This window comes from Pantoea cypripedii (assembly GCF_011395035.1).
GTDB classification, from domain to species: domain Bacteria; phylum Pseudomonadota; class Gammaproteobacteria; order Enterobacterales; family Enterobacteriaceae; genus Pantoea; species Pantoea cypripedii_A.
Map to the genome: position 1 here is coordinate 170,727 of NZ_CP024770.1, position 20,435 is coordinate 191,161.

General features: G+C 50.5%; 22 protein-coding genes. 21 read left to right on the forward strand and 1 reads right to left on the reverse strand.

All coding sequences use genetic code 11. The features are described 5' to 3' along the window. Positions 1–243: 243 nt before the first annotated feature. A complete protein-coding gene (locus tag CUN67_RS24145; RefSeq protein WP_208718018.1) occupies positions 244–1,140 on the forward strand; it encodes a hypothetical protein in 897 nt (298 codons plus the stop codon). A gap of 123 nt (positions 1,141–1,263) precedes the next feature. Here the strand turns inward: CUN67_RS24145 and CUN67_RS24150 are convergent, their stop codons facing one another. Continuing rightward, positions 1,264–1,905 carry a two component system response regulator gene (locus CUN67_RS24150; RefSeq protein ID WP_208718019.1) on the reverse strand — a complete coding sequence of 214 codons (642 nt, stop codon included), beginning with the start codon at positions 1,903–1,905 and terminating at the stop codon, positions 1,264–1,266. Positions 1,906–2,141: 236 nt separating this feature from the next. Between CUN67_RS24150 and CUN67_RS24155 the strand changes: the two genes are divergently transcribed. The 20 genes from CUN67_RS24155 (at position 2,142) to uhpT (ending at position 20,361) form a co-directional block, all read left to right on the forward strand. Further along, positions 2,142–2,870 (forward strand): helix-turn-helix domain-containing protein, encoded by a 729-nt coding sequence (locus CUN67_RS24155; RefSeq protein WP_208718020.1) that lies wholly within the window; start codon positions 2,142–2,144, stop codon positions 2,868–2,870. 2 nt (positions 2,871–2,872) lie between these two features. Then, positions 2,873–3,088 (forward strand): type III secretion system needle filament subunit SctF, encoded by a 216-nt coding sequence (gene sctF / locus CUN67_RS24160; protein ID WP_208718021.1) that lies wholly within the window; start codon positions 2,873–2,875, stop codon positions 3,086–3,088. After that, positions 3,085–3,345: an EscG/YscG/SsaH family type III secretion system needle protein co-chaperone gene (locus CUN67_RS24165; protein WP_208718022.1), complete on the forward strand. Its 261-nt coding sequence runs from the start codon at positions 3,085–3,087 to the stop codon at positions 3,343–3,345. The genes sctF and CUN67_RS24165 overlap by 4 nt, the downstream gene beginning before the upstream one ends. Positions 3,346–3,372: 27 nt before the next feature. Beyond that, positions 3,373–3,720 carry a type III secretion system inner rod subunit SctI gene (sctI, locus tag CUN67_RS24170; RefSeq protein ID WP_208718023.1) on the forward strand — a complete coding sequence of 116 codons (348 nt, stop codon included), beginning with the start codon at positions 3,373–3,375 and terminating at the stop codon, positions 3,718–3,720. Then, positions 3,717–4,439, forward strand: coding sequence for a type III secretion system inner membrane ring lipoprotein SctJ (sctJ, locus tag CUN67_RS24175; RefSeq protein ID WP_208718024.1), 723 nt, complete (start codon positions 3,717–3,719; stop codon positions 4,437–4,439). Before sctI ends, sctJ begins: the two co-directional genes overlap by 4 nt. Next, a complete protein-coding gene (locus tag CUN67_RS24180) occupies positions 4,430–5,017 on the forward strand; it encodes a type III secretion system domain-containing protein (protein ID WP_208718025.1) in 588 nt (195 codons plus the stop codon). The genes sctJ and CUN67_RS24180 overlap by 10 nt, the downstream gene beginning before the upstream one ends. Further along, positions 5,014–5,685, forward strand: coding sequence for a hypothetical protein (locus CUN67_RS24185; protein WP_208718026.1), 672 nt, complete (start codon positions 5,014–5,016; stop codon positions 5,683–5,685). The genes CUN67_RS24180 and CUN67_RS24185 overlap by 4 nt, the downstream gene beginning before the upstream one ends. Next, complete coding sequence (locus tag CUN67_RS24190) at positions 5,666–6,799, forward strand: TyeA family type III secretion system gatekeeper subunit (protein WP_254711475.1); 1,134 nt, start codon at positions 5,666–5,668, stop codon at positions 6,797–6,799. The genes CUN67_RS24185 and CUN67_RS24190 overlap by 20 nt, the downstream gene beginning before the upstream one ends. Positions 6,800–7,021: 222 nt before the next feature. Continuing rightward, the gene (locus tag CUN67_RS24195; protein WP_208718027.1) at positions 7,022–7,990 is read left to right on the forward strand and encodes a YopJ family acetyltransferase; all 969 of its coding nucleotides are present in this window, start codon (positions 7,022–7,024) and stop codon (positions 7,988–7,990) included. A 156-nt stretch (positions 7,991–8,146) separates the two neighbouring features. Next, entirely contained in the window at positions 8,147–8,521 is a 375-nt protein-coding gene (locus CUN67_RS24200) for a hypothetical protein (protein ID WP_208718028.1), read from the forward strand. Positions 8,522–8,535: 14 nt separating this feature from the next. Further along, positions 8,536–10,026: an EscC/YscC/HrcC family type III secretion system outer membrane ring protein gene (locus tag CUN67_RS24205; RefSeq protein WP_208718029.1), complete on the forward strand. Its 1,491-nt coding sequence runs from the start codon at positions 8,536–8,538 to the stop codon at positions 10,024–10,026. Between the two features lie 13 nt (positions 10,027–10,039). Next, the gene (gene sctD / locus CUN67_RS24210; RefSeq protein ID WP_208718030.1) at positions 10,040–11,269 is read left to right on the forward strand and encodes a type III secretion system inner membrane ring subunit SctD; all 1,230 of its coding nucleotides are present in this window, start codon (positions 10,040–10,042) and stop codon (positions 11,267–11,269) included. Between the two features lie 15 nt (positions 11,270–11,284). Beyond that, positions 11,285–11,521, forward strand: a complete 237-nt coding sequence (locus CUN67_RS24215; protein WP_208718031.1) for an EscE/YscE/SsaE family type III secretion system needle protein co-chaperone — start codon at positions 11,285–11,287, stop codon at positions 11,519–11,521. A gap of 229 nt (positions 11,522–11,750) precedes the next feature. Further along, positions 11,751–12,254 (forward strand): SycD/LcrH family type III secretion system chaperone, encoded by a 504-nt coding sequence (locus CUN67_RS24220; RefSeq protein WP_208718032.1) that lies wholly within the window; start codon positions 11,751–11,753, stop codon positions 12,252–12,254. A gap of 13 nt (positions 12,255–12,267) precedes the next feature. Then, entirely contained in the window at positions 12,268–13,206 is a 939-nt protein-coding gene (locus CUN67_RS24225) for a hypothetical protein (RefSeq protein ID WP_208718033.1), read from the forward strand. Positions 13,207–13,349: 143 nt separating this feature from the next. Beyond that, on the forward strand, positions 13,350–13,940 hold the full coding sequence (uhpA, locus tag CUN67_RS24230; RefSeq protein ID WP_208718034.1) for a transcriptional regulator UhpA: 591 nt from the start codon (positions 13,350–13,352) through the stop codon (positions 13,938–13,940). Beyond that, on the forward strand, positions 13,940–15,442 hold the full coding sequence (uhpB, locus tag CUN67_RS24235; RefSeq protein ID WP_208718035.1) for a signal transduction histidine-protein kinase/phosphatase UhpB: 1,503 nt from the start codon (positions 13,940–13,942) through the stop codon (positions 15,440–15,442). The genes uhpA and uhpB overlap by 1 nt, the downstream gene beginning before the upstream one ends. Positions 15,443–15,450: 8 nt before the next feature. Continuing rightward, positions 15,451–16,758, forward strand: a complete 1,308-nt coding sequence (locus CUN67_RS24240) for an MFS transporter (RefSeq protein WP_208718036.1) — start codon at positions 15,451–15,453, stop codon at positions 16,756–16,758. A gap of 578 nt (positions 16,759–17,336) precedes the next feature. Continuing rightward, positions 17,337–18,746: a hypothetical protein gene (locus CUN67_RS24245; protein ID WP_208718037.1), complete on the forward strand. Its 1,410-nt coding sequence runs from the start codon at positions 17,337–17,339 to the stop codon at positions 18,744–18,746. Positions 18,747–18,969: 223 nt separating this feature from the next. Continuing rightward, the gene (uhpT, locus tag CUN67_RS24250; protein ID WP_208718038.1) at positions 18,970–20,361 is read left to right on the forward strand and encodes a hexose-6-phosphate:phosphate antiporter; all 1,392 of its coding nucleotides are present in this window, start codon (positions 18,970–18,972) and stop codon (positions 20,359–20,361) included. The last annotated feature ends 74 nt before the right edge of the window (positions 20,362–20,435 follow it).

The window sequence follows — 20,435 nt, forward strand, 5'->3', positions numbered from 1 at the left end:
AATATATGACAAGTACCGATGCCGGGATTTGTCATGTTAATTTTACAACTTAAAAGTATGTTGTAATTATAAACTATCTGCACCAGACATCGTATCAGATCACAGCTTCCGGTTATCGGGAGTGGTAACCTGGAACAACGGGATGAAACAGCGCTTTCCCGGTAAAGTTTTACATTCTGCCACGCACAAATTACCCATTCGTTTATCTGTGCCACTGGTCACTCAAAACAAGGAGGCTTTATTATGCCTATAGATGGAATTAAAGGATCTGGACCAAGCCATGCATCCACCTCAAATATTGCAACCGACGAAGAGATTACCCAACTGACAAAACTCATCGAAGAAATCTCCGCCAATAATCGGCTGAGAATATCGAGTATGAATATACTCGAAGATATGGCTGGGGGTGACGAAGTTGATGGCGTATATGAACATGCCCCCCCGGTTGAGGTTGCGGACTTTGGCAAAACCATAGAACACGTTAACGAGATAATTAACGAGAAAATCAAACAACGCCGGGACACCGGACGGCCAGATCCCTTTTTTATCCTGGCATTTGATTTTGATGACACTATTAAAGAACAGGAATGGGGTTTTTGTCCGGTTGAAAAAAAACCTGCCATGATACAGTCAGTGGTGGGTTATAAGAACAGGGATGCCTCTCATATTGCTGATGAGTTTTCCAGCCTCGCGCAAAGAGCCATCTGTACATGCGTCATTTCCAGCCGCGGTGGTACTGCGGCAGATCGTCATAAACTATGGACGTTTCTGGACGAGACAGGTTTTGCGAAATCACTCAGCAAAGATCTTTTCCTTACTCAGGAAAAGAGCAGTCTGGAATATGAAGTCAAACCTGATTTTATCGACGGTTATCATCATATTCCCGGTGCATATCTGAATGCGGCTTTCGGTGGTGGTGTCATTCTGGAAAGAACTGGCGGATTCAAAGGAGGCGTAATTTCGGATATTGTCGCCGCCAATAGTCAGAAAAGAAATATTGATGAGGAAAATGTGATTGTCATCTTTATTGATGACAGAAAAGAACAACATGACAGTGTTGCCAGTACAGTGGCAGCCACCCCGCAAAAGTATGAATGTGTTTTGGTTAAAGTAACGCCACCGGCGGGAACGAGGTACTAAGGATACTCAGCACCTGGCCTGAATCCTCTGGTCAGGTGTTGTTCAGAAAGGTATAGGTAGTACAGGTGGGCGAAGAACTTTCACCCGCGAATGCAGCCAAATCTCTACAACTCACCGCGCTTTCTAGCCGTGCACTCCAAGCCGCATCGCCCAGTTTGTCAGCTCTACCGCGCTGTGCGCTTGCAGTTTGCGCATCAGGTTTAACCGGTGAGTCTCAACGGTTTTTATCGTAATAATGAGCTTTTCCGCAATATCGCGATTACGGTTGCCTTCAGCGATAAGTTTCAGGATTTGTCTTTCACGCGTCGTCAGCTTTTGCTGCCCCTCAGGCGAAGGCGCTTCGGTGATCTGCTGCTGATTGAGCGCAGGATCGAGGAACGTACGTCCCAGCGCCGCCATCTGTAATGCCGTGAGCAGGATCTGCTGCGAACTTTTCTTGAGGATGTAGGCGATAGCCCCTGCCTCCAGAGCGGCCCGTGCGCGGTGTTCAGCACTTTCCGCAGTCAGAACAATGATAATCATCTCTGGCCAGCGCTGTTTCAACTGACGAATTACTTCATTACCACTCATGCCCGGCAAACCTAAATCCACCAGAGCAATATCCGGCGTCAAACGCTGACAGGCAGCATAAGCTTCAAGTCCGTCGGCTACTGCGCCAACTACCTGATAATCCGGCAAAGATGAGAGCAGCAGTTTTATGCCATCACTGAGGAAGGAATGATCCTCAATCAGCAAAATTCGCTTTGGGTTGATATTGGTATTCATCAGTTAAAATTCATAAAAAGTGGTTGACATCCCTATGGTAAAACCCGCCTTTCACAAAAAAAACTAACCGAAAATAGGGGGAACTGGTCATTAAGTCAGATTCAGGAATCAGATTAATGACGTCATTTTTTCTGAGCGCTCCCACCCTTACACGATTAAGATCAGGTGATCACCGGATACTGTGATCACCATTAAACGAAGAAGATGACATCCGCTAAATACAGTTTAATGGAGTAATGATGTCAGCAATTCGGTTTATTATCACACACGATATCGTTACCCTGGAGAACCAGGGTGAACGTTATTCAATACCTGCTAACAGCCTAATTGTTACCGATAATCATGCTCGCCTGGTAAATAAAAGTTCTGCAGTCCTGATGGATTTTCATAGTTCCTCGTTGCAGCAACTTTATACCGAAGTTGAACAGTTGCTGGCGAAGAAGAACGGATCACAATTCACCCTTGAGAAGGTCAAAGTGGTTCGGGCGGAGGAAAAGGTCATTGATTTGTTAATTTCTTTATCTCAGCTCTCAGCCAGCAATTTTTTGCAATTTTGTTATGTTTACTGCCTCAATATGGAAAGGGATTATTTTTCCGATTTGTTACGGCAAGGTGTTTCCGGGCGAATGGATTTTTGTGAGTACATTGAGAATAGCTTCCTTGAGCAATTATCAGTGGCTGAGCTGGCGGAAAATTTTGATTTACCATTACGAAAGTTTAATCAGCTGTTTCAGGATACCTATGGTAAACCAGCAAAACGCTGGCTACTTGAACGTCGTCTTGAACATGCACGAGAACTATTAATTAATACTCCGATGCGCATCATTGATATCGCACTGGAATGTGGTTTTTCTAATCACGCGCATTTTACCGATACTTTTCGCCGTCATTTTTCCTGCAATCCAAGCCAGGTACGACAGCGAAAATCCAATTCCGGCGAAGCGCCCCAACCCATTGAGGATTAAATGTGGATATTGAAGCGGTCACTAACCAGCTGTCACAATTGGTAGAACAGGCTGGGAATGATGTGCAGTCCAAAATTACGGCTGCCGATATGAATGATCCCGGGCAAATGCTGAAAGCACAGTTTGCTATTCAGCAATACTCGACGTTTGTCAGCTATGAGAGTGCCATTATGAAAGCCGTAAAAGATATGCTTTCGGGGATTATTCAGAAAATATGATTACCCTGGAAACATCCTTACGTCGCCTGATTGTTGAAATCGGCCTGGTTGCAGTCAATCACGGCTTTCAGCACCAGGCCAAATGTATTCTCTCAGCCTTACCGAACTTAACGGATAACGCGCACGCGAAGAATATTATCACCGCCACGCTGCAAATTGGTCTGGGTGATAGCCCGGCGGCAATGCAAACAATTAAAGGCGATATTTCTGACGAGGCTGCGTTATTACGCCGTCTGGTCGTCAGTTCATCCCGTTAACTTATCGTTTTAAAATGGAGTCAATTCATGGAAATCAACGCAATCAACCTCGAAGCACTGTCTGCTGCACAAACTGAAGTCCAGGCCGTTCCCGCCGTACCTGAAGCCGCAGACGTTGAGGCTTTTACCCGTTCACTGTTCGGTAAAACCAACCTGACTCCGGAAGAGATCGCCACTGCCGCAGTGCAGGAAAAGTCGCTGGTGATTGGTGATGCTGTCAGTGATGTGCGTTACACCATCGATGCTATCAACGATCCGGCCACCATGCGCACCGTCGCTTCGGCATTATCCAAACAGACTCTGGAAGTGGATTTTATCGCAAAGGTGGCAGGTTCACTGGCGCAAGGCATTAACAAGCTGTCGAGCATGCAATGATTGGTTCCGTTAAACGTTATGGCGGCCTGCTGCTACTGGTTTTATGCCTGAGCGGCTGCAAAGTCGAACTTTACAGTGGCCTGACCGAAACTGAAGCCAACCAGATGCTGGCGCTGCTGATGCTGCGCAACATTGACAGCGACAAACAGGTCATTAAAGAAGGCAACGTAGCGCTGCGGGTGGAAAAAGATCAGTTCTCTGACGCGGTAGAAGTGCTGCGTCAGCATGGTCTCCCGGCACGTAAAACGGATGATATGAACGATATCTTCCCTTCCGGGCAACTGGTGACATCGCCGGTGCAGGAACAGGCCAAGATCAATTACCTGAAAGAGCAGCTACTGGAGAAAATGCTGCGCACCATGGATGGCGTCGTCAGCGCCCAGGTTTCGATCGCCGAAAGTATCAGCAACAACCGACGTGAAGTGCCGGTTCCCTCTGCCTCGGTATTCATCAAATATACCCCAGGCGTGAATATGAATAACCGCGAGGCTGATATCCGTAGCCTGATTCAGAAAGGTGTGCCGAATCTGCGTGCGGAAAATATCTCCGTGGTACTCCAGGTGACGGATTACCGTTATCAACCGCCGAAACCGGCAGCAGAACCCTTCCAGTTGAAAAAATGGGCACCCTGGCTCGGCGTAGCCTTCACCCTGCTGGCGGGTAGCATCATTGGTGGTGTGGTGTGGTGGCGACGCAGGACGAACAAACCATGTGCATAACGGTCAGCGCGTCGTTGCAGCGCTTGCATCAGCTGGCCTGGCAGCCAGGCCAGTGGATGGATAGCGAGTGGTGGCAGAGTATGTCACTTCAGCCCTGGCAGGAGAGTTATCGCCGCCATCCAGCACTTCGCCCCGCGCTGGATGCGCTGATCGTCAGCCGTCGCGGTTTTCCGTTACAGGCGCTTCCCGCCAGTCTGACGCCGCTGCAGGAACAGTTACTGGCCCTGGAATCACGTCTGCCCCGTCTGTGCATGGCGCTTGGCTTGCTGGCGTTATCCTGTCCGGATTATCTGCTAATGGGAGATTACCGGCGGCAGCTCAGCAGCGTGCTGGGCACGCATGGTTGCGACCTGTTGCTGGCGCTCGGCGGGTTTCCTGACCAGCAATCACCCACACTCACCCCCGAAGAACTGGCAGCCAAGGCGCTGGCGCGTGGTATCGCGTGGTTACGTCATTCCGCTGGGGATTGTGTCGTCTGCCAGACTCTGGCCATTACTTTACCCCCCGAACCCGAACTGGCGGTGCCTGAACTTGGCCCGGCGTTTCCCTGGTTGTTACGGATAGGACGCTTTTTATGAGCAGACTACGCATCAAAGTTGAGTCATTACCCCTGTCCGCCCCTGCTGGACTGCTGATCAGAGCGAATGAACTGGCGCAATACCAGGAGGCGCAGGATATCATCCAGCAAGCCCACGAGCAGGCTGCGCGCATAAAACAGGAAGCCGATGACCTGTTATGCCGCATCCAGCAACAGCGTGATGAAGCTTGTGAAGCAGCACGCGAAGAAGGGCTGGTACAGTTAAAAGAAGAAGAGGCTAACTGGCGACAACAGGCCGTTGCTGAGACGGTGCAATGGCTGCTTGACGAGCATGAACTGGAGTGCAACGTCATCAGACGGCTGGAGCCGCGACTGCGTTCGATGATGACCCAGGTTTTTAAACAATTTTACCAACAGCAGGATGGCTCACGCTTATTAATGGACCGCCTGCGTAGCGCGATTGATTCCCTGCTGACCGAAGACAGCGCGACGCTTCATGTCTGTCCTGCACAGTGGGATACCCTGCAGCATGCTTTTGCCGCATGGCCTGGCCTGAAGGTGAAAAGCAATCCTGAGTTGACGATCGGCCAGGCGACGTTAAGCAGCCCCATGGTCACATTACAGCTTGATTTAGAAGAACAGCTCAATGCCATGCTGTCCTGTCTCAATAAAGATGAAACCGAGGTAGATGATGATTATCAAGATTGATGGCAGCCAACGCCCGCAAGCCCCCGTCATTCAACCACAGCCGAAGTTTAACCCACTACAGGATGCTAACCGGGCCGCCAAAGCGGTGTACCAGGTTTCAACCCCTCAGTCGGCACTGGCGATGGCACAAGCCGAGCTGGCGGCCAGTATGAATCAGGACACGCCGACGATCTTCCCCGGCCAGGATATTTTATCTGAAGCCCAGGAGAATATTAGCCTGGTGGCCGGGCGCATGCAGCGTAATCAAACCGGGCGAGCGGCGCCAGGTGAAACGGATCGTTCACGTCCCCGTGCCATGCTTCAACGTCTGGCGAAGCAGGTCAGCGAAGTTAATCCTGAAAAAATGCATCAATATATGCTCGCGGTGGGTCAGATTGAAGATCTTGATGATCTGCTCGATTCATTTAAACGCCATCAATACGACCCTGGGGAGATTGCGCTGATTCTGGGCCATATGCTGAATGAAGCTGGCATCACCACCAAACGCCGCAGCCAGCTTGAGAAGATGCTGAATGAGCAGATGGACGATGAAGACTGGATGTTGAAGCTCTTTGGCTGCCTCGAATTTGGTGCCATCAATCGCAGCGGACTTAGCGAATTACGCCGGTTGTATCAACGGGCCAGTGACTATAAAACCGGGTTAAATTACTGGTTTTCTCAGTTCCGCAAATTACGCGATAGAAAACGTAAACTGAAAACGTTAATTCGCGCATTGTCGTTTGAATTAGCCGCTGATAACAATGTTGAGGATATTCATCTGGCGGCAGTCATTAATGACCTGAAACGCATTCTGCAGTTTTTAACCGTAGAAGACCACAGCCAGCAAATGGCAGATGAGCTGGCATTCCCCGATCTGACTGCCGATGTCGTTATGGATGAACTCATAGAGATCGCCCAGCAAGCCTGGATCTATGAAGGCTGGCTGGGTGAACGTGCGACAAAGCTTTTGCCGGAAGACCAGCCCCAGTACGGCTATGCGCGTCGCATGTTTGAGCTGGTCAGGATGTTGCCTGAAGCATGCTGGGAAGATTCTGAACAGCGTGAAGGCGTGATTAACGCATTTGATGCCTATAAAAACCAACTCGCAATACAAGAAGAAGAAGGTCAAGAGTAAAATAAAGCGGGTCTCAACTCGACACCCTCTGATTAAAGAGGGTGTATGAATGAATGAGGAAATAATTAACTCATACCGTTCTTCTCATACGTAAATCATTCCATATCATGTGGGCAGTCGCTGGCGCTGCCCACATTTTCAACAAAAAATCAGAACGTTGATTAACTCATCGCCATAACATAATGCTCTGAAACCATCCCGTATTAAAAGTTAAGGACTATTATGATTTCAGGTGCTACAGGTGCGGAAATTGCCAATGGGGTAAAACCAAATGAGACGGCGACAATGTCAGCCAGCAGTAATCTGTTCTCATCCCATGTTACCACTATAAACCAGACAACCACTCCCTCGCCGCAGTCAGCGGCACCTGCCACTCCGGTTATGAGCAGCAAATTATACGCATTATATGAAGAGGCCAAAAAAGGATGTATCCACAGTTATCTGGCTTATGCTGAGTATCTTTTCGCCAATCATATTCAACCCGATCGAAGGTTACGTCATTTAGATCAGGTACATCTCCCCACGATGGTTGCCACTGTTAACCGGTTATATCCGGGGATAAATCTTCATTTTGGTGACATTGATCAAATACACGAACTGATTATGAACAATCAGGAAGGCAACCAACGCTTTCGCTTCCTGAAAAAACAAATGCCGAGGCATTTTAGCTTCTTTGATATTTGTATAAGACCCGGCTTACCGGTCAGGATTACCGGCATTGATGCAGCAGGTATGCCAACGGCGAACCTGATTTGTAGTGAGATGGCAATACCCTGTCAATCCTTCGATTACGAAATAAAAACTCAGAAATCGCCAGAAGACTGTACTATTTTTTCCTTAGAATTTGCCATTCAATGCCACATAAATGAAAAAGCATTTGATCTTACAGTGGATAATATTATCACCCACCATTTCAGGGAGAAGAACAGCTATAACACGAATAAAATAAAGAACTCATGGACCAGTTTGCCTGCTGATTTCTATATTCATACCCAGGCAAGAAGTACCCTGAAAGACACTTGCCTTGAACATAAGTATGTTGAAAGTATAAAAATGACGCTTTCCGCATGGCAGGAAAAACATCTGCGTCCGCTGACAACTTCCCTGACTTCGATTGATGCCCCTAAATATTATAATTCGTCTATCGAGGAACGACGCCTTGAACTTATCAGGATGATAATTCCCCAATAACAGCAGAAATATCTGCATAGCCATGACGCCCTTTCGGAGGCGTGTTATTACGCCTCCCGCCATATTGAGAGGAAATAATTCAGGTCCTCACCTGATGCCTTTAATCCTCCCCTCCGCACAAAATAGCCCCATGTTTTTTAACCCTACCGAGTTCCTATGAAACTGCCTGATGCACTTGCCGCCCTGGATTGGGTCCGGGTGCAGGAATCGCGGAGCGATCGCCTGTTACTGGAGATTTCGGGAAAAAAAGCCTGGTGCGCCAGTTATCCCCAGGGGGTGTGTCTGGCGATCGATACCGGCGTGGAAAGCGGCGATATCGATTGGCTGCATTCCATGTGTCTGTGGTTCGCCGCGGAACGTAACTGTGCCGATGATGCGTTACTGATCGAACAGGAAAACCTGGTGCTGATACGACGTTATGACGCCGACCTGGACGGCACGCTCTGGGAAGCATCGTTGCAGCAGCAACTCATGGTCGTCGACTGGCTGATTCAAAACCACTCTTCAACCGAATTACCGGCCCGATTTTAATGAGGCAGAGAACGATGAAAATTCTGTCAGTTTTGACCTTAACGCTGGCTTCTGCGCTATGCAGCCCAACCCTGCAGGCAAGTATTCCCTGGCAGGGTAATGAGCCGTTTTTTCTCTCCAGTCGGGGGAGCAAGTTAGCGGATATCCTGCGTGATTTTGGTGCCCATTACGCTATCCCCGTGGTGGTGAGCAAACAGATCACCGATCCCTTTATCGGCGTGATCGCCAGTAAACCTCCGGCACAGGTGCTGGATCAGCTGGCGCGCCTGCATAACCTGGCCTGGTATTACGATGGTCAGGCCATTTATGTCTACAAATCCAGTGAAGTGGGCCGTCGCCTGCTCACGCCAACTTATCTGCCCATCAACACCCTGGTGCGTCAGTTAAAGGAGAGTGGATTACTGGATAAACGCCAGTGTCAGGTGCGCGCCATTCCGGGTTCCAATGCATTGCAGGCTGAAGGCGTGCCCATTTGCCTCGAACGGGTTGAAGCACTGGCGAAACGGGTTGATGAGCAGAAGTTAACGCAGGATCAAAACCAGGAAGAGATTCGTCGCTTCCCGCTGAAATATGCCAACGCGGCAGACAGCAGCTATACCTATCGCGGACAGCAGGTCATCATTCCTGGCATGGTGTCGATGCTGAAAGAAATGGCCCAGGGACGTACCCTGCCGCTGGAAGAAAGCCAGGCGCTGGAGCAACAAACCGATCGCGCCCTGCCGATGTTTTCGGCGGATGTACAACAAAACGCGGTGATTGTACGCGACCGCCGCATCAATCTGCCGATCTATCAAAAGTTGATCGCAGATTTTGACCGCAAACCGACGCTGATTGAAATTTCGGTGATGATTATGGACGTCAATACTCAGGAATTGAGCAAGCTGGGTATTGACTGGTCAGTCGCTACGCAAATTGGTGGCGGCAAAGTCAGTTTCAACAACGGTGGTCAGCCGGCATCAAATAATTTTTCGTCGATTATCTCGAACACCGGCAATTTCATGATTCAGCTCAACGCGTTGCAGGAGAATGCCAAAGCGCAGGTGTTGTCTCGTCCTTCTGTGGTCACGCTGGAGAATACCGAGGCAGTGCTGGATCGCAGTGTCACCTTCCATACCAAATTGCTGACGGAAAATGTCGCCAAGCTGGAATCCATCACCACCGGTTCGATTTTACGTGTGACGCCGCGCGTCATCGAAGAAAACGGATACAAGGAAATGATGCTGAAGCTGGTTATCCAGGATGGCCGCCAGCTTAGCGCCATCAGTGAGCAGGAACCGTTGCCACAGACACTGAATTCAGAGGTCTCAACCCAGACCTTATTGCGGGCCGGACAAAGTTTACTGCTGGGTGGTTTTATTCAGGATGAACAAAGCGAAGGTGAGCGCAAAATTCCGTTGCTGGGTGACATTCCCTTTATCGGTAAACTTTTCACCACTACCCAGAAAAATAACCGCAGCACGGTACGCCTGTTTTTAATTAAGGCCGAACCTTCATTGCAGCGTTGATGCCGGAGTAAAAATGGAGTTTTTATTTAAACTCAAATGGTTAAATGGCCCACTGGCGGGACGCGAGCTGAACCTGCCCGCCGGTGAAACAACTATCGGCGGTGATGATCCGGATATTGCCCTGCCGCTGGAAGATGGCGTTCAGGCAGTAATCACCACCAGCACCGATGGAGTGACACTGTCACCGGGTGTTCCGGTTTGGGTCGAAGGGATCATCCGGGACACCGAACAGCCGCTACCACTGGCTCAGGTGATCGATATGGCGGGACTGGGTTTTATCCTGGGAGAACCCGAAAGCGAACTTCCTTCGGTGCCATTGCCCGCACGCATCGAGCCACAGTCAGAAGAAAAGCCGCGCAAGAGCTGGCGTTTCTGGACCGGATGCGCACTGGCTTTCGCGTTACCTGTTGCACTGGGTATCAGCATTCACCATTTTGCACCGGATCCTCCACCAGCTTTCAATGTTCAGCACTGGCTGGAGGAAACCTTGCAGGCAAGCGAATTCGCCGGGCTGGAAGCGCATATGGACGAATACGGTAAGGTCAAACTGACCGGGATCACCGCGCATGCCAAAGACACCGCACATCTGCGCCAGCTGTTAAGCCAGCACCATTTACTGGTACAGGATGAAAGCATGGCTGCCGACAGTCTGCGTCTGATGGTTCGTCAGCTACTGGCTACCTATGGTTATCAGGATGCCGAGGTGGTGAGCGGCCATACCCTGGATAGCATTGAAATACATGGCAATATCCAGGCGGATGCTAACTGGCAGGCCACAACGGCACGTCTTAACCAGATCAGGGCGCTGGGCAGCTGGCGTGTGATCAACGATCAGGAAGAGTTGTTTCAGGCTCTGCTTGAGACCTTGCAACAGCAGAAGCTAATGGAAGGGCTGAGTATCGCGGTGGTCGGCAAAGACCTGATGGTAAATGGGCAGCTGTCGCAAAAGCAGGAAAAAAAGGTCGTCGCCGTGCTGGATGCGTTCAACAACGAAAAACAACCGCGACTGCGTGCCAAATTCCTCAACATCCCGACACAAACCAGAACCGCAGATATTCTGCCGTCGGCAGTGGTCAGCGTCGGTGGCAGCAGCAGTTCCGCCTGGTTACAGCTGGCCAACGGCATGCGTTTACAAACCGGGGCGATTTTACCGGGGAATTACCGTATCTATGCCTTAAGTCATCAGAGCATGACATTTATTCGCGGACAGCGATTGATCTCTGTTCCCCTTAATATTCAATAACGCAGGAAATACATTTTGGCACGGCTTACCGAGTTAGAGAGAACATTGCGCCGTGACACCGACGGTGTCGTACGGGATAACCTGATGAAACAGCTGAAAAAAGGTGAAACTGAGATCATGCAGCAGTTGCGGCAGATCGAATCCGAGCAGCTCCCGCTGCAAGGGCTACTGCTGCTCCAGGCCTGCCAGCAATCCATGCTGGTGATTACCACCCTCTGGCAGCGCTATCATCCAGTACAGGAAAACCCGTAATCGGTGAGCCAGGCCCTCTGGCTCCCCTCTGCCTCCCTGAACATTCCTCATTGCCCCTCTCTGAAAAAATCCCAACCTGTGATCCTGCTCAATACTTGCCATTTTCCCTGAAAGAGAGCTGAGTAAAAACATAAATTCCCGTAGAAAAACATAAGTATTAAATAATCACTCCCCTTATACATACAAGGAAACTTAAACCACGTATAAACACCCGCACCAGGATTCTACTATGCAAAAAAAATTGCCCGACGTCTCTCTACCCCATTTAACCGATGAAGAAAAAGCGCAGATGGTTGCTCAATTTCTCGAAGGGAACACCTCTATTGCAGAACTGAGTAATATCTCGCGTAAGGAGCAGGAAGAAATTTATTCCCGTGGCTATCAAGCCTGGAATGAAGCGGATATGCGCACAGCAACCTATTGCTTCGCTTTTCTGACGCAAATCAACCATCTGGAACATCGATTTATCTTTGCCCTTGCCTGTGCACTGAAAGTCCAGGAACAGTACCAGCACGCCGTTAACCTGTTTAACCATGCATTACAAATGGAAAGCGAGTACCCGTTTACCTACTGGCATAGCGCATATTGTCTGGAAAAACTGGGGGAAATCGATGCAGCCCGTGATGCCCTGAATAGCACCATTGAGCTTTGTTACGCCCAGAATAATAACAACCCCCAATACAGCGAGCTGCGGCAAAAAGCCGAAAGCATGTTGCAAACTTTCAATATTTAAAAAGGTTCAATCAATGATAAGTTCAAATATCTCAGCTGCCGCAAGTTTTGTGCAAACCCGTACCGTTCAGCATGTACCAGACCGGGCATCCGGCACAGCCGATGCATCTTCTGTTCCAACGGCTGATAATATGGGCATGGTAACAGTCTCAGAGACGCTTGAGGGGCTTAATTTATCCTTAAAAGAGATGGAGGCAAAAATAAAAGAGATTGACGTCAAACTGGCGGCAAACACTTTTATAGAGAGCACCTCCAAGGCCCTGTTATCATTAGCCGATGCAGCCGTGACAACCGCCTCCGCTGCGGTATCAGACACAGGGTCGGTACCCGCAATAACAAAAATTGTCATGACAACAAAAGACATATTTAAAGCCATAATAGATGGCGTTAATGTATGGCGTGCAAAAGACGGTGAAAAAGCGCTGAAATCTTCAACGGATGCGTTTACCTTCGCGATTGACAATATCGGCACCAGCATCGGATGTTCGGCAGAAACAACAGCAAAAGCTTCCAGCTTTGGTGGCTATATCCTGAATACCCTCTCTGACCTTGCCGGTACCTTTTCCGGACTGGATCCAGCAATATTGCCATCCGATCAGAAGAAGGATATCCAGTATGTGACCTTTGGTACCGCAGGTGCCAAAGGGTTGGCAGGGATGTCAAAACCGTTTAACGAAGGTTTAAAAGCGCAGAAAGCTAAGTTTGAAAAAATGAAGGGCGAAATTGAGGAGTTAATCCGCCAGAAAGAACACGAAATACGCAACCCACCTAAAGTGAGTGCAGGAACACAAAATAGCATCGAATCCAAAGAGCAAAGCGTTGATACCAAAACGTTGACTCAATTTAAGAATAAAACCACTTATACCCGAACTAAAGCGGAACCTGAGTCTGAACCTGCAAGCACCGACATCAAGGCAATGTTCAACAGACACAAGGGACATACTAAGGCTTAACTCAGCCTCTGATTAAGACATTCCCCACCATATAGTGCAAAATACCCTGGCGCTTTAAGGGATCAACTCTCTTATTGCGCCCAGCCGCCATATGAAGCGGACAACAACAAGAAATAGCTACCCATTATTTTTCAGGACCCTACATGATCAACCTTGCCCTGATTGATGACCATCTGATTGTTCGCTCCGGTTTTGCCCAATTACTGCGGCTGGAAGCGGATTTCCAGGTCGTTGCCGAATTCGGGTCCGGTCGCGAAGCGCTGGCGGGATTGCCAGGCCGGGGAGTTCAGGTCTGCATTTGCGATATCTCCATGCCCGATATCTCCGGACTGGCGTTGCTCAGCCAGTTGCCGCGAGGAATGGCCACCATCATGTTGTCGGTGCACGATAGTCCGGCGCTGATCGAACAGGCACTGAATACGGGTGCACGCGGTTTTCTTTCCAAGCGATGCAGTCCCGATGAACTGATTGCCGCCGTGCGCACGGTGGCGTCAGGAGGCTGCTATCTGACACCGGATATCACCAGCAAACTGATGACCGGACGCCAGGATCCGCTCACCCGCCGTGAACGCCAGGTCGCCGAGAGGCTGGTGCAGGGCATGGCAGTGAAAGAGATTGCCGCCGAGCTGGGCTTATCCCCCAAAACCGTCCATGTTCATCGCGCCAATCTGATGGAAAAAATTAACGTCAGTAATGATGTGGAGCTGGCGCGCCGCATCTTCGATGGCTGGTGATGGCGACCCTGCTTGTACGGTGCATCGCCGTCGTCGCCAGTTTATTGATCTTTTGTGCGGCCTGGTTCTCACTGTGGAGCATCAGCCTGCATTTGGTCGATAACCCCACGCTGGCGGTTTTGCTGTTTCCTTTTGGTCTGCGTCTTGGATTGATGTTGCAATGCCCCCGCGGCTACTGGGCATTGCTGCTGGGTGCCGAATGGCTGTTGCTGGGCTTTCTGACACAGGAAATCGCCCTGCCGCAATTGCCGCTGTTAATTGTCGGCGGGTTGCTGACGCTGGTGCCGCTCTGCCTGGTCTATCGCTATCGCCACATGCGGGAAAGCCGGACGTTGTTGCAGATGGCAAGCGTACTTATTGTCTGCGCGTTGTTACAATCGCTGCCGTGGGCAACAAAGGGCCATGATGGCCTGACCGTGCTGCTGTTAACCCTGACAGGCGGCCTGACGCTGGCCCCAACCTGTCTGGTGTTCTGGCACTACCTGACTCGCACCGCCTGGCATCCCCTGACGCCCGCGCTGCTCTCTCAGCCCATCCACTGGCGCGCCCATCATCTTATTCGCTATTTGCTGCTGTTTGTGGTCAGCCTGTGGCTGCAACTGGGGCTTCCCGCCGAACTGGCCCGCTTCACCCCGTTTTGTCTGGCGCTGCCGATTATCGCGCTGGCCTGGCACTACGGCTGGCAAGGGGCGCTCATCGCTTCCCTGATGAATACCATTGCCCTGATTGCCAGCCGTACCTGGCACGATCATCCGGTGGATTTACTGCTCTCGTTGCTGGCACAAAGCCTCACCGGATTGCTGCTGGGGGCGGGTATCCAGCATCTGCGCCAGCTGAATCAATCGCTGCAAACCGAGCTGGCGCGTAATCATCAGCTGGTCGGGCGTCTGCTGGAGACGGAAGAAAGCGTGCGACGCGAGATCGCGCGGGAGTTACATGACGATATCGGCCAGACCATCACCGCGATTCGTACCCAGGCGGGAATTGTGCAACGTCTGGCAGCAGACAACCCTGCGGCGAGGCAAAGCGGCGCGCTGATCGAACAGCTGTCGCTGGGGGTTTACGATGCAGTACGGCGCTTGCTCGGCCGCCTGCGTCCGCGTCAGCTGGATGATTTGTCGTTGCAGGAGGCGATCCAGGCGCTGATGCGCGAGATGGAACTGGCCGGACGCGGCATTATCAGCCATCTCGACTGGCGCATTGACGAGTCGTTATTAACTGAAGGACAACGCGTGACGTTGTTTCGTGTCTGTCAGGAGGGGCTGAACAACATCGTCAAACACGCCGGCGCCAGCGTGGTCAGCATCCAGAGCTGGCAGCATGAGGAGGAACTAAGGCTGGTCATCGTAGATAACGGTTGCGGTCAGCCTTCAGCCCACGGGCAAGCGGGCTTTGGTCTGACGGGCATGCGTGAGCGTGTCGCGGCGCTTGGCGGGACGATCACCCTTTCCTTCACGCAAGGAACACGCATCAGCGTCACCCTGCCACACCAGGGCGGATAAGGAGCAGTATGTTTGATTTTACCCGTGGGCAGTCAGCGCTGGATCGCCGCTATCATTACTGGCGATGCCGTATCCTTGCCAATATCTGGCTGGGGTATGCGGTTTTTTGCTTTACCCGCAAAAGTTTTAACGTCGCCGCACCGGAAATCCTCGCCAGCGGCGTGCTGACGCGCACCGACCTCGGCCTGCTGGCCACGTTGTTCTACTTCACCTATGGTCTGTCAAAATTTTGCTCCGGCATTATCAGTGACCACTGCAGCGCGCGCTATTTTATGGGGCTTGGGCTTATCGCCACCGGCATGGTGAATATTCTGTTAGGGTTTTCCACAGCGTTATGGGTGTTTGTCCTGCTGTGGATGATGAATGCGTTTTTCCAGGGCTGGGGTTCTCCGGCCTGCGCGCGTTTGCTGACCGCATGGTATTCCCGCACCGAGCGCGGAGGCTGGTGGGCGCTGTGGAATACGGCGCATAACGTCGGCGGTGCGCTGGTGCCGATCATCGGCGGCGCCGTGGCGCTGCTCTACGGATGGCGGACCGGCATGATGATGGCCGGTGGCCTGGCGATCTTTACCGGTTGTTTGCTGTGCTGGCGTCTGCGCGACCGTCCGCAAACCATAGGCTTGCCCGCTGTGGGCGAGTGGCGCCAGGATGCACTGGAAGTGGCCCAGCAGCAGGAAGGCGTCGGACTCACCCACCGGCAAATCCTGTACAAATATGTGTGGGCAAATCCCTACATCTGGCTGCTGTCACTCTGCTATGTGCTGGTGTACTTCGTTCGGGCCGCGATCAATGACTGGGGCAATCTGTTTATGGCGGAGACGCTGCAGGCAGATATTGTCACCGCCAATTCTGCCGTCACCCTGTTCGAGCTGGGTGGATTTTGCGGTGCGCTGGTGGCGGGCTGGGGGTCGGATAAACTGTTCAACGGGAACCGCGGCCCTATGAACCTGATCTTCGCTGCCGGGATTATGCTCTCTGTCGGCTCGCTGTGGCTGATGCCGATTGCCAGCTACACCATGCAGGCGGCCTGTTTCTTCATTACCGGCTTTTTCGTTTTCGGCCCGCAGATGCTGATTGGTATGGCCGCGGTGGAATGTTCACATAAAGCCGTGGCAGGTGCGGCCACCGGATTTGTCGGGTTGTTTGCCTACCTGGGTGCATCACTTTCTGGCTGGCCACTGGCAAGGATCATTGATATCTGGCACTGGAGCGGCTTCTTTATCGTTATTACCCTTGCCGCCGGTATATCCGCCCTGCTCTTGCTGCCGTTTCTTCATGCTCAGACGCCGCGTGAGAGCGATTCTCAACCTCAATAGATCACTTTCTCATTGGGTCAGATGATAGATCTGAAAGATTATCTTGCTATGAGCAGGACGGGTAGAAAAAGACAGGAAATAGACTGAGTTAATCAAATTTTGGAGATTTATCTCTGATAATTCCCGCCACTTATGATGATGTCTTTATCATTCCCTTTTGATTTAAAAAAATCTTTATTTGTAAAGATAAATAACAAAACTGATATTTGCTTCATAACCAGGCAATTGCCATGTTTACATAATTAACATTGCCTATGCTACCTTAGATATCAATGCAGTAGGTAAAAACATATCATCGCCAAAAACGAATATTTAATAATTACTTCACAGAATTGACATTTTATTATGTATTCATTGATGGAGAAACTAAACCAAGGTGCAGGAGAGAGATTAAAAAACAATCTTTACAATAGCATCAGTTCACCCTCTTATTTTTCACCGATGCCCACTGAAAAACCTGAAGCGATTATGCAGCGCGTAAAAATCTTGCCAGAAAAAATCATTTCCCGCTATTCGCTGACTTCATAATAATCCAGTTGTCATTTACTAATTGAACACCAGGCAACACGGAGCACATTATGGCTATCAATTTCGGTCCAGGGACCAGTTACGCAGTAAGCCCGCTGACGACTCAAGGCAGTGAAAAAGCCAATACGAATAAACCACACGGGATTACGTTGACATCGGCACGTAATTCCCAGGATATACCGGGATCCAATAGTTCCAGCGCCAGCGGCAGTCATTCTGGCGAGTTTAAATTGAATATCGAGGGGAACAGCTCCAGCGATAGCGGTATTGGAATGACCCCCAGAACGGTGATGCGAGCAGTCACAAAATTTAATCATGAGAAGACTCAAGCGGAAATTGCGAAGCAAAAACGAGAAAGTGAATTTATGAATACGTCATCGTCATCTGCCTCTGACGAAACAGAATCCACGCCGGAAATCGAAGAGCCAAGATTAAAATTTAATTCTGAGCAACTTGAGCATGCAGCTGCTGAGCTAACTAAAAAAATAACCGAGTTAAAGAAAAAAGCTGAACGGATCAAAACCTACGAGCAATACGCCAAAACCTTTGCAACTCTTACTGATTTGGCGACCACCGTTGTTCTGGTAGGCATTGCAGGAACGGCGACGGGAGTTACAGCAATCCCCTTGATTATTAAATGTATTAACCTGGAAAAAGACCTCAGCAATGCCGTGTTGACCCATGAGAATAGCAACCGTGTAAACCGGGACTTACCTCCTGTCAAACATGGCACCGATTTCTTTGAGGCACTCGGCCGCACAATCGGTAAGTGGGGTGGGCTATCGGAGAACAACGCAGTGTATAAGGGAAAATATTTTGCCAAATGTGTGAATGGCGCTTTGGATGCGGCGGCGACGGCTTCTACCATTTATACACCTGTCCTCAGCGGCGCATTGAAAAATATCAACTGGTATACATCCATAGGAAGAGTCATGGTTAACTGGTTAATCAGTACGGTCATCGCAAAAGGAGACGCAAAAAAAGAAGAAGCCAAACACATGGAAGATGTTCTGAAGGTTGTCGTTAAGCATCAGGAAATCATTCGCGACATTAAAAATGCCGAAACCGAACAGAACCATGCAGAGACGGTGGAAAAACTTGACGAGGCGAACAGGGTGCTTGGAGAAACGCAAATTGTTGTTGAGAAGAAGACCATAACGATTACCGAACTCATCAGCGAGTTAACAGAAAAAGAAAAAGACCTTGCTGAAAGTCAGACCCAATATAAAACCAGTGAACAGCTGTTAGCCGATGCTATGGACAAAATTGAGGACCTGGAGAAGTTTTCTGCAAATCTGGCAATACAATTGGCAAATAACAGGGAGCAGCTCATGCAGGCACAGGCTGATAATATCAGTCTCCAGAAAGAGGTCACCAGCGCTAACAAGTTTATTTACAGCTACAATCCATCACCCGAAACTAATCTTAGACAACGACCGCGACGTAATTCGATGCACTAAGACTCAGGCAATCCCGATAAAATTGGCTGAGCGTGCCAGCGGAGATGTTATTCTGCTGATGCTCGGCCACTACGCAATGTGATACATCTCAACTTTTTAAGCCATAAGTAGCAAATCTAAGAAATTTTCCAGGTTGCAATGCGAGGCTGTCTCAGGGTGGTTGCCCTCCTGCCTTTTTACACTGTCTGCCATTGATCAGACATTACAAAATCAGGAGATATCCATGCTGGCCTTTCTTCAACAGGTGCGTAAGCCACCGCTGAACCTGCCGCTCGATGTGCGGCGGAAGATGTGGTTCAAGCCCTTTATGCAGTCCTATCTGGTGGTGTTTATCGGCTACATGACCATGTATCTGATCCGCAAAAACTTCAACATTGCCCAGAACGACATGATATCAACCTATGGGCTGAGCATGACGCAGCTGGGGATGATTGGCCTGGGCTTTTCCATCACCTACGGCGTCGGCAAAACCCTGCTCTCCTATTATGCCGATGGCAAAAATACCAAGCAGTTCCTGCCCCTGATGCTGATTCTGTCGGCAATTTGTATGCTCGGCTTCAGTGCCAGTATGGGTACCGGTTCCGTCAGCCTGTTTCTGATGATCGCCTTCTACGCGCTGAGCGGTTTTTTCCAGAGTACCGGTGGCTCCTGCAGCTACTCCACCATCACCAAGTGGACACCCCGCCGCAAACGCGGCACTTACCTTGGCATGTGGAATATCTCCCATAATCTCGGTGGCGCAGGTGCGGCAGGCGTGGCGCTATTTGGCGCTAATTTTCTGTTTAATGGTCATGTGATTGGCATGTTCATTTTCCCCTCGATCATCGCGCTGGTGGTGGGCTTTATCGGCCTGCGTTATGGCAGCGATTCGCCGGAATCCTATGGGCTGGGTAAAGCCGAGGAACTGTTTGGCGAGGAAGTCAGCGAAGAGGACAAAATCGCCGAAGATGATTCGATGACCAAATGGCAGATCTTCGTCACATACGTGCTGAAAAATAAAGTGATTTGGCTGCTGTGCTTCGCCAACATCTTCCTGTATGTGGTGCGTATCGGCATCGACCAGTGGTCAACCGTCTATGCCTACCAGGAACTGAAACTGTCGAAAGAAGTCGCCATCCAGGGCTTTACCTTGTTTGAAGCCGGGGCGCTGGTCGGCACCCTGTTATGGGGCTGGCTGTCAGATCTGGCGAATGGACGTCGCGGGCTGGTTGCCTGTATCGCGCTGGCGTTGATTATCGCCACGCTGGGTATTTATCAGCACGCCACCAATGAGTTTGTCTATCTGGCTTCCCTGTTCGCGCTCGGTTTCCTGGTGTTTGGCCCGCAGTTGCTGATTGGCGTGGCGGCGGTTGGCTTCGTGCCGAAAAAAGCCATCGGTTCCGCCGACGGTATTAAAGGCACCTTTGCCTATCTGATCGGTGACAGCTTTGCCAAACTGGGGCTGGGTATGATCGCCGATGGCACCCCGGTATTTGGTCTGACTGGCTGGGCGGGCACCTTCGCCGCGCTGGATGCCGCCGCCATTGCGTGTATCCTGCTGATGGCGATGGTGGCGGTGCTGGAGGAGCGCAAAATCCGCCGTGAGAAACGCCTGCAACAGGTGAACGCTGCCTGATGATACAATCAGGCGCGGATCAACGGATCATGCGCCTGAATCCCTTTGTCATAATCTGAAAGTAACTGTCTAAA

Bases quoted from the DNA above. Each gene is read 5' to 3' on its own strand.
- uhpT (WP_208718038.1), top strand. From the start codon at position 18,970: ATGCTGGCCTTTCTTCAACAGGTGCGTAAGCCACCGCTGAACCTGCCG.
- CUN67_RS24195 (WP_208718027.1), top strand. From the start codon at position 7,022: ATGATTTCAGGTGCTACAGGTGCGGAAATTGCCAATGGGGTAAAACCA.
- CUN67_RS24200 (WP_208718028.1), top strand. From the start codon at position 8,147: ATGAAACTGCCTGATGCACTTGCCGCCCTGGATTGGGTCCGGGTGCAG.
- CUN67_RS24155 (WP_208718020.1), top strand. From the start codon at position 2,142: ATGATGTCAGCAATTCGGTTTATTATCACACACGATATCGTTACCCTG.
- uhpA (WP_208718034.1), top strand. From the start codon at position 13,350: ATGATCAACCTTGCCCTGATTGATGACCATCTGATTGTTCGCTCCGGT.
- sctJ (WP_208718024.1), top strand. From the start codon at position 3,717: ATGATTGGTTCCGTTAAACGTTATGGCGGCCTGCTGCTACTGGTTTTA.
- CUN67_RS24205 (WP_208718029.1), top strand. From the start codon at position 8,536: ATGAAAATTCTGTCAGTTTTGACCTTAACGCTGGCTTCTGCGCTATGC.
- CUN67_RS24245 (WP_208718037.1), top strand. From the start codon at position 17,337: ATGGCTATCAATTTCGGTCCAGGGACCAGTTACGCAGTAAGCCCGCTG.
- CUN67_RS24220 (WP_208718032.1), top strand. From the start codon at position 11,751: ATGCAAAAAAAATTGCCCGACGTCTCTCTACCCCATTTAACCGATGAA.
- CUN67_RS24185 (WP_208718026.1), top strand. From the start codon at position 5,014: ATGAGCAGACTACGCATCAAAGTTGAGTCATTACCCCTGTCCGCCCCT.
- CUN67_RS24150 (WP_208718019.1), bottom strand. From the start codon at position 1,905: ATGAATACCAATATCAACCCAAAGCGAATTTTGCTGATTGAGGATCAT.
- CUN67_RS24190 (WP_254711475.1), top strand. From the start codon at position 5,666: ATGATGATTATCAAGATTGATGGCAGCCAACGCCCGCAAGCCCCCGTC.
- sctI (WP_208718023.1), top strand. From the start codon at position 3,373: ATGGAAATCAACGCAATCAACCTCGAAGCACTGTCTGCTGCACAAACT.
- CUN67_RS24165 (WP_208718022.1), top strand. From the start codon at position 3,085: ATGATTACCCTGGAAACATCCTTACGTCGCCTGATTGTTGAAATCGGC.
- CUN67_RS24225 (WP_208718033.1), top strand. From the start codon at position 12,268: ATGATAAGTTCAAATATCTCAGCTGCCGCAAGTTTTGTGCAAACCCGT.
- uhpB (WP_208718035.1), top strand. From the start codon at position 13,940: ATGGCGACCCTGCTTGTACGGTGCATCGCCGTCGTCGCCAGTTTATTG.
- CUN67_RS24240 (WP_208718036.1), top strand. From the start codon at position 15,451: ATGTTTGATTTTACCCGTGGGCAGTCAGCGCTGGATCGCCGCTATCAT.
- sctD (WP_208718030.1), top strand. From the start codon at position 10,040: ATGGAGTTTTTATTTAAACTCAAATGGTTAAATGGCCCACTGGCGGGA.
- CUN67_RS24180 (WP_208718025.1), top strand. From the start codon at position 4,430: ATGTGCATAACGGTCAGCGCGTCGTTGCAGCGCTTGCATCAGCTGGCC.
- CUN67_RS24145 (WP_208718018.1), top strand. From the start codon at position 244: ATGCCTATAGATGGAATTAAAGGATCTGGACCAAGCCATGCATCCACC.